Annotated in this window: 7 protein-coding genes; 1 reads left to right on the top strand and 6 read right to left on the bottom strand. The window is 55.2% G+C overall.

Going from position 1 to position 6,784, the window contains the following annotated elements; translation table 11 throughout:
• Positions 1 to 101 precede the first annotated feature (101 nt).
• Complete coding sequence (locus tag BDE01S_RS07040) at positions 102 to 914, bottom strand: glycosyltransferase family 2 protein (protein ID WP_066079324.1); 813 nt, start codon at positions 912 to 914, stop codon at positions 102 to 104.
• A gap of 13 nt (positions 915 to 927) precedes the next feature.
• Positions 928 to 1,686 (bottom strand): glycosyltransferase family 2 protein, encoded by a 759-nt coding sequence (locus tag BDE01S_RS07045; RefSeq protein WP_066079340.1) that lies wholly within the window; start codon positions 1,684 to 1,686, stop codon positions 928 to 930.
• Positions 1,687 to 1,802: 116 nt separating this feature from the next.
• Between BDE01S_RS07045 and BDE01S_RS07050 the strand changes: the two genes are divergently transcribed.
• Entirely contained in the window at positions 1,803 to 2,789 is a 987-nt protein-coding gene (locus BDE01S_RS07050) for a tRNA dihydrouridine synthase (RefSeq protein ID WP_066079327.1), read from the top strand.
• Between the two features lie 196 nt (positions 2,790 to 2,985).
• Here the strand turns inward: BDE01S_RS07050 and BDE01S_RS07055 are convergent, their stop codons facing one another.
• The 4 genes from BDE01S_RS07055 to BDE01S_RS11575 form a co-directional block, all read right to left on the bottom strand.
• The gene (locus tag BDE01S_RS07055; RefSeq protein WP_066079331.1) at positions 2,986 to 3,648 is read right to left on the bottom strand and encodes a DedA family protein; all 663 of its coding nucleotides are present in this window, start codon (positions 3,646 to 3,648) and stop codon (positions 2,986 to 2,988) included.
• A 340-nt stretch (positions 3,649 to 3,988) separates the two neighbouring features.
• The gene (locus BDE01S_RS07060; protein ID WP_066079334.1) at positions 3,989 to 4,729 is read right to left on the bottom strand and encodes a pseudouridine synthase; all 741 of its coding nucleotides are present in this window, start codon (positions 4,727 to 4,729) and stop codon (positions 3,989 to 3,991) included.
• Between the two features lie 116 nt (positions 4,730 to 4,845).
• Positions 4,846 to 6,429 carry an L-lactate permease gene (locus tag BDE01S_RS07065; RefSeq protein ID WP_066079337.1) on the bottom strand — a complete coding sequence of 528 codons (1,584 nt, stop codon included), beginning with the start codon at positions 6,427 to 6,429 and terminating at the stop codon, positions 4,846 to 4,848.
• Between the two features lie 122 nt (positions 6,430 to 6,551).
• Positions 6,552 to 6,784 (bottom strand): hypothetical protein (locus BDE01S_RS11575; RefSeq protein WP_218015860.1); only part of this gene is annotated, 233 nt, incomplete at its 5' end.

The raw sequence follows: 6,784 nt of genomic DNA on the forward strand, positions 1-6,784 counted from the left end.
GACCTACAGATATAGTCGAAGCGTCATTTCTGCTACGGCACTGGATCGCCTTGTATCAGAATTTACTCTCCGACTATATTTAAATTGCAGGCAGTAGCCGACTAGCCGTTTTCGCCGGTCAGAAACGCATCGATGCCGTTGGCGCAGCGGACGGTTTGCCCCTGCAATGCGGCCTGCAGGCGCGCGTCGTTGTCGGGCAGGGCATCGCGTTCGGCTTCGCGGTGGTAAAGGTGGTAGGCAATACCGGCGAATTTGAGGTTGTGGCGCGTCATGCCGTTGTGGTAGCAGCGGGCGACAAATTCGCTGTCTTCGCGCCCCCAGCCGACGAAATCATTGTTGAACCCGTTCACCGCCAGGGCATCTGCGCGGAAAAAGCCCATATTGCAGGTTTTGATGCCTTTGTGGCGGTGGTTGCCGCGCCGTCCGGCCAGGGCGGAAAGGCAGCGGCAGCGCAGGGCGGCGGCGCGTTTTTCGATGCCGCGGCTCCAGGGACGCAAAAGCGGCAGCGTGCCGCCGCTCAGGATTTCGCGGGTACGCGCTTCGGTGAGTAGCACGCGCGAGCCCTGTATCAGGCGGCCGGGGCGGGCGATACGCAGGTGGTCGGCGATAAACGAGGCATCCAGCAGCATATCGCCGTCAATCAGCACGATATAGTCGCTTTGCGCCAGCGCGATGGCGCGGTTGCGCGCTTCGGCGGCGCGGAAGCCGTCGTCGGGGCGCCAGGCGTGTTTGACGGGCACGGGGCTGCGGCTGCGGAAGGCTTCAATCAGGGCGGCGGTATCCGCGCCCGAGCCGTCGTCGGCGATGATGATTTCGTCGGGCAGGCGGGTTTGCGCCAGCGCGGATTGCAGCACCAGCGCCAGCGCGTCGGGGCGGTTGTAGGTGGTGATGATGAGTGAGACGGTCGGGGTCATGGTGCGGAACGGGTTAGAGTTTGCCGTCTGATTTATACAGGTAATACAGGCGGACGTATTTGGTCATGGTGTAGAAATAGTGGTTGACGGCGAAAATCCAGCCGATTTTGCCGTCTAAAAAGCCTTTGTCGAAAATATAGACTTTGATAAACGCCCAAATGGGGCGCAGCAGGATGTCTTTGGTGAAGCTGACGGATTTGCCCGCTTTGCGGTATTTTTCGGCCGAGAGCTTGGTGTAGTGGTTGAATTTGCCGAAATACTGATCCCAGTTGTCGTAGGTGTAGTGGTACATCGGGTGGCGGAGTTTTTTATCCTGATAGGGGTGGAGTATGGCGGGGTGGACGTAGCCTTCAACCGTCACACCGGCGGCGGGCATCAGGCGGCAGACGAAATCGGGGCGCAGCGTGCCGTGTGTGGCGCGGTTGTGATGGAAGCGGTTGTGCCGCTGAATCCAGTAGGCGGCGGGTTGGCCGTATTTCAGGGTGGTTTTGATTTCTTCGGCCAGCTCGGGCGAAATGCGCTCGTCGGCATCCAAAAACAAAATCCATTCGCAGCGCGCCTGCTCCACGGCAAAGGTTTGCTGGCCGCCCCAATCGCCGCTCATGCTGCGTTGGATAACGCGCGCGCCGGCTTCTTCGGCCAGTTGGCGGGTGCGGTCGGTGCTGAAATCGTCAATCACGATGATTTCATCGGCAAAGGCAACGCTGCCGATGCAGTCGCTGATGTTTCGTTCTTCGTTTCTCGCCAGAATCAATACGGACAAAGTGGACATAATCACAACTTTCGGGTTGGAGTGGGCGGCGTAGGCCGTCTGAAAACACGATTTGCTGTATTTTACCCGATATCCCGCTACAATACGCATTTCATTTTTCAGACGGCCTTGAAACCATGCGTTTGATATTGGCGCCCATGCAGGGGCTTTGCGATGATGTGATGCGGGATCTGTTGACCCGCATCGGCGGCTACGACGAATGCGTGAGCGAATTTGTGCGCATCACGCATACGGTGCACTCGCGCCAGACTTGGCTCAAGCACGTGCCGGAAATCGCGCAGGGCAACCGCACCTTTGCCGGCACGCCCTGCACCGTGCAGCTTTTGGGCAGCGATGCCGATAATATGGCGGTGAATGCGCTGGAAGCGGTGCGTTTCGGTGCGGACAAAATCGATTTGAATTTCGGCTGCCCCGCGCCGACGGTAAACAAGCACAAAGGCGGCGCGGTGCTGCTCAAAGAGCCGGAGCTGATTTTCCATATCGTGAAAACGCTGCGCAATCGCCTGCCCGAGCATATCCCGCTGACGGGCAAAATGCGTCTGGGTTTTGAAGACAAAAGCCGGGCGTTGGAATGCGCGGCGGCGATTGCCGAAGGCGGCGCCTGCGGGTTGACGGTACACGCGCGTACGAAAGTAGAGGGCTACGAGCCGCCCGCGCATTGGGAATGGGTACGCAAAATCCGCGATGCGGTGGCGATACCGGTAACCGCCAACGGCGATGTGTTTACGTTGCAGGATTATCTGGATATCCGTGCAGTCAGCGGATGCGACAGCGTGATGCTGGGGCGCGGCGCGGTCATCCGCCCCGATTTGGCGCGGCAGATTAAGCAATACGGGCGCGGGGAAGCGGTTAATGAAGCGGATTTCGCCGAAATTGCGGGCTGGATACGCCTGTTTTTCGATTTGTGCTTGGCAAAAGAGGCGGGCAACAAATACCCCGTTGCGCGTTTGAAACAATGGTTGGGTATGATGAAAAAAGCCTATCCGCAGGCGCAGACGCTGTTTGAGCGCGTGCGTACGCTGAAAGAGGCTGATGAAGTGGCCGGGGTGTTGCAGAGGTTTGAAGCGGAGCAGTTGGCAGAGCGGGAGAAGGGGCGGGTTTGAACGGGGTAAATGCGTATTGTGGTGTGGCTGAATAGCCTTGTTTTCAGACGGCTGAGAAGTTCAAAATTTATTTTGTCAAAATAAGCTGCGATGCCACTCAAAAGGCCGTCTGAAAATTTATTATTTATTGCTCTGGGAGTAAAAAGGCCGTCTGAAAATCACGATTTTCAGACGGCCTTTTTGATTTGGCAAAACCTTATGCCTGCTTATCTGCGCTGCGGCGGGCGCGGATGATTTCGATAACGGCGGGCAAGACGGAAATGACGATAATCGCCAGCAGCACCAGCCCCAGATTGTTTTTTACCGCAGGAATATTGGCAAAGAAATAACCTGCGTAGGAAAACAGCACCACCCAGGCAACGGCGCCGATGATGTTGTAGCGGATGAATTTGCGGTAGTCCATGTGGCCCATGCCGGCAACAAAGGGGGCAAAGGTGCGTACGATGGGCACGAAGCGGGCGATGATGATGGTTTTGCCGCCGTGTTTTTCGTAGAAGGCGTGGGTTTTGTCCAAATAGGCGCGGCGGAAGATTTTGGAATCGGGATTGGCAAAGAGTTTTTCGCCGAAATATTTGCCGATGGCGAAGTTGACCGCATCGCCGATGATGGCGGCGATCAGCAGCAGCAGCACCATCAGGTGGATGTTCATGCTGCCCAGCGCGGCGATGCCGCCGGCGGCAAAGAGCAGGGAGTCGCCCGGCAGAAAGGGGGTTACGACTAGGCCGGTTTCGCAGAATACAATCAGAAACAGAATGGCGTAAATCCACACGCCGTATTGGGCGGACAGGGTGCTCAGATGCTGGTCGATATGGAGAATAAAGTCGATGATGCTGCTGAAAAGGGCAATAAATGTATCCATTGCGGGGTGTACCTGAAAATCGTGGCCGGTATCCGGCGGGAGAAGTGTTTGAGCGGTATCGTCGTTTCAATGGAAATGACGATAAAAAAAACCATCTATACAAAGGGGAAAGTATAGATGGCCAAACACATTACGGGGAAAACGTCTTACTCACTACTCATCCTTGCGGACGAGTCTTACTCAGACGATTTAGATTATACATAGTTCTGGCAATCTTGATGTTAATTTTAGTTAATATTTTAAATGGTTTAATAAATATTTGATTTTTCGTTTATTTATGTTTGATGAAAGTGTTTGTAATCGGGCTGCGCGGGCGGTTTGGGAAAGGGTTTCATGAATTTTAAAACGATTCGCCCGCTTTCAGGTAGCGCCATTTGCCGGGCGGCAGTTTGCCGAGTTTGACTTTGCCCATGCGGATGCGCTTGAGACCGACCACGCGCAGGCCGACCAGCTCGCACATGCGGCGGATTTGGCGTTTTTTACCCTGCTTGAGAATAAAGCGCAGCTGGTCTTCGTTTTGCCAGCTGACTTGGGCGGGGCGCAGCTTTTCGCCGTCCAGGCTCAGGCCGTGGTTGAGCAGGGCGAGGCCTTTGTCGTCGAGCTTGCCGCGCACGCGCACAAGGTATTCTTTTTCGCTGCTGCTGTGTTCGCCGATCAGCTGCTTGGCAATGCGGCCGTCTTGGGTGAGCACGAGCAGGCCGACGGAGTCGATGTCGAGGCGGCCGGCGGGAGCGAGGCCGAAGCGGTGTTTGGGGGAATAGGCGATGCGGCTGTCGTCGCCTTCCCAGCGGTTTTCGGGGGTAATCAGCTCGGCGGCGGACTGATAACCTTTTTCGGCCTGCGCGCTGACGTAGCCGACGGGTTTGTTGAGCAGAATGGTCACGCGCGCGGCCTGCTGCTCGTGCGCCTGCTTGTGCAGGTCGATGCGGTCGGATTCGGTGACTTTCTGGCCGAGCACGGCGGTTTGGCCATTGACGGTGACCCAGCCTTGTTCGATATAGCTGTCGGCTTCGCGGCGGGAGCAAAGTCCCAGCTGTGCCATGCGCTTGGAAAGGCGCTGCGGCTCTTGGTTGGTGTGCATAGGAATAGGGCGTATGGGATATCAGGTGGTGATTATAGCATTGATGCGCTTCGGTTTCGGCATGAGGCAAAGAAAAAGCCGTCTGAAAAATTCAGACGGCTTTTTTGGCTGTGGCATTACATAAACAGAACCAAGGCAACGACAACGGCAATCACACCGTAAATCGCCATCGGAATGACGGTTTTCTTGATAATCGCGCCTTCTGCTTTTTCTACGCCCAATACGGAGCAGACGGCGATGATGTTGTTGATGCAGACCATGTTGCCCATCGCGCCGCCGACGGATTGCAGCGCCAGAATCAGGGTAACGGACAGGCCGGTATCGATGGCGATTTGTTGTTGGATCGCGCCGAAGGTCAGGTTGGATACGGTATTGGAGCCGGAGAAGAAGGCACCGATCGCACCCAGGTAGGGCGAGAAGTAAATCCACTTGTCGCCGACCATAGCGGCAAATTCCGTACCGATGATTTTCACCATGGAGCCGTCGCCGCCGACCATCATCAGTTTAACCATAATCAGCGCACCCATCAGAGCCAGCAGCGGTTTTTGGGTTTGCTTGAAGGTGGCCACGTAGAATTTCCAGGCATCGTCGAATTTGGTTTTGTACAGAATGATGCAGATCCATACGGTCAATACGAACGGAATCCACGCGGGTACATACAGGGTTTGGTATTTCTCGGATACGGCTTCGCCGAAAATATTGGCAAATACGACGGTCAGCGATTGGGTCACGGTGATGTCGCTCAAGCCAGGCAGGGAGAAGCTGAACCACGGCTCGCTGCTGGTCAGCATGCCTTTCAGACCCAGCTGCTTGATGCGGGTCACGACCAGCATACCAATCAGCATACCCAGCGGCGCCAGCGCTTTGGCCACTTGGGCAAAAGGCACTTTTTCCGCGTTCGGATCTTTAGCATGGTCTTTGCTCAAGCCCCAGCCGTGGTTGGCGGCGAATACGGAAATCATCAGACCGATGGCGCCCGCTACCAGAGACGGGAACTCTTCGTTGACCATCGCCAAGGCCACGTAAGGAATGGTACAGGCCAAGATGCTGATGTAAACGAAAGCGATGTTTTTCTTGATTTCGGCCCACGGTACGATGAAGCTCAGGCCGATAACGGGCACAACCAAGCCGGCAAAGAAGTGCATGATACCGGTTTGTCTGCCGATGGCCAGAATGTCGGCCTGCGCCAAATCCAGCGGGGCGAAGCCGAACCATGTCGGTGTACCGACCGCGCCGAAAGAGACGGGTACGGAGTTCATCACCAGCGTGAAAATCGCCACTTTCAGCGGATTGTAGCCCAAGCTCATCAGAATTGGCGCGGCAATCGCGGCAGGCGTACCGAAGCCGGATGCGCCCTCAATCATAAAGGCAAATGCCCAGCCGATAATCATCAGCTGCGCCACAGGGTTGGGGCTGATGGTGGCCAGCCATTTGCGGATGATGTCGATACAGCCGGTGGTTTCCATCATGCGGTTGAACATAATCGCGCCGAAAATCACGGTAATCGGCGTGAGCGTCGATACCAGGCCGGAAGCGGCCGTAGCATTGAGCAGCATGAAGTCGTCGCCGAAATAGGCGATTTTAATGATGTAGATCAGCACTGCGGTAATCGGCAGCGCAATGTAAGAGGGCATACTGTTTTTTTTCACCATCAGCCAAATCAGCAGCACGATGGGGAAAATGCTGAGGAACAAAGCCATACAACAAATCCTTGTGTTTTTTATAATCAAACAGGCGGCTTTGGCAAAAGGCCGTCTGAAAAGCGGATAAGCCGCTCCGACGGGTCGGGATACGGCTGGATGTAAATTGGTCATGCCAATTTTTACATATCGTTGCTTACTTTACGTAATCTGTTGTAATAGGTCAAGTTGTTTTTAAAAATGTTATAGGCATTTACAATTGGCGGGGCGGGGTTTGGCTGTCTTTCGCCATTTTTTGTTGCTGTTTTGCAGAGGTGGGTAAGATGAAGTTCCAAGCGGGACGTGCGTAAACTCGGGCTATAGTCGTAGAACTTAAATCCTGCTACGGCATTGGCTCGCCTTGCCGTACTATCTG

The organism is Bergeriella denitrificans NBRC 102155 (assembly GCF_001592185.1).
Taxonomy (GTDB): domain Bacteria; phylum Pseudomonadota; class Gammaproteobacteria; order Burkholderiales; family Neisseriaceae; genus Neisseria; species Neisseria denitrificans.

Coding starts and splice junctions, on each gene's coding strand:
- BDE01S_RS07040 (WP_066079324.1), bottom strand. CDS start 914: ATGACCCCGACCGTCTCACTCATCATCACCACCTACAACCGCCCCGAC.
- BDE01S_RS07045 (WP_066079340.1), bottom strand. CDS start 1,686: ATGTCCACTTTGTCCGTATTGATTCTGGCGAGAAACGAAGAACGAAAC.
- BDE01S_RS07050 (WP_066079327.1), top strand. CDS start 1,803: ATGCGTTTGATATTGGCGCCCATGCAGGGGCTTTGCGATGATGTGATG.
- BDE01S_RS07055 (WP_066079331.1), bottom strand. CDS start 3,648: ATGGATACATTTATTGCCCTTTTCAGCAGCATCATCGACTTTATTCTC.
- BDE01S_RS07060 (WP_066079334.1), bottom strand. CDS start 4,729: ATGCACACCAACCAAGAGCCGCAGCGCCTTTCCAAGCGCATGGCACAG.
- BDE01S_RS07065 (WP_066079337.1), bottom strand. CDS start 6,429: ATGGCTTTGTTCCTCAGCATTTTCCCCATCGTGCTGCTGATTTGGCTG.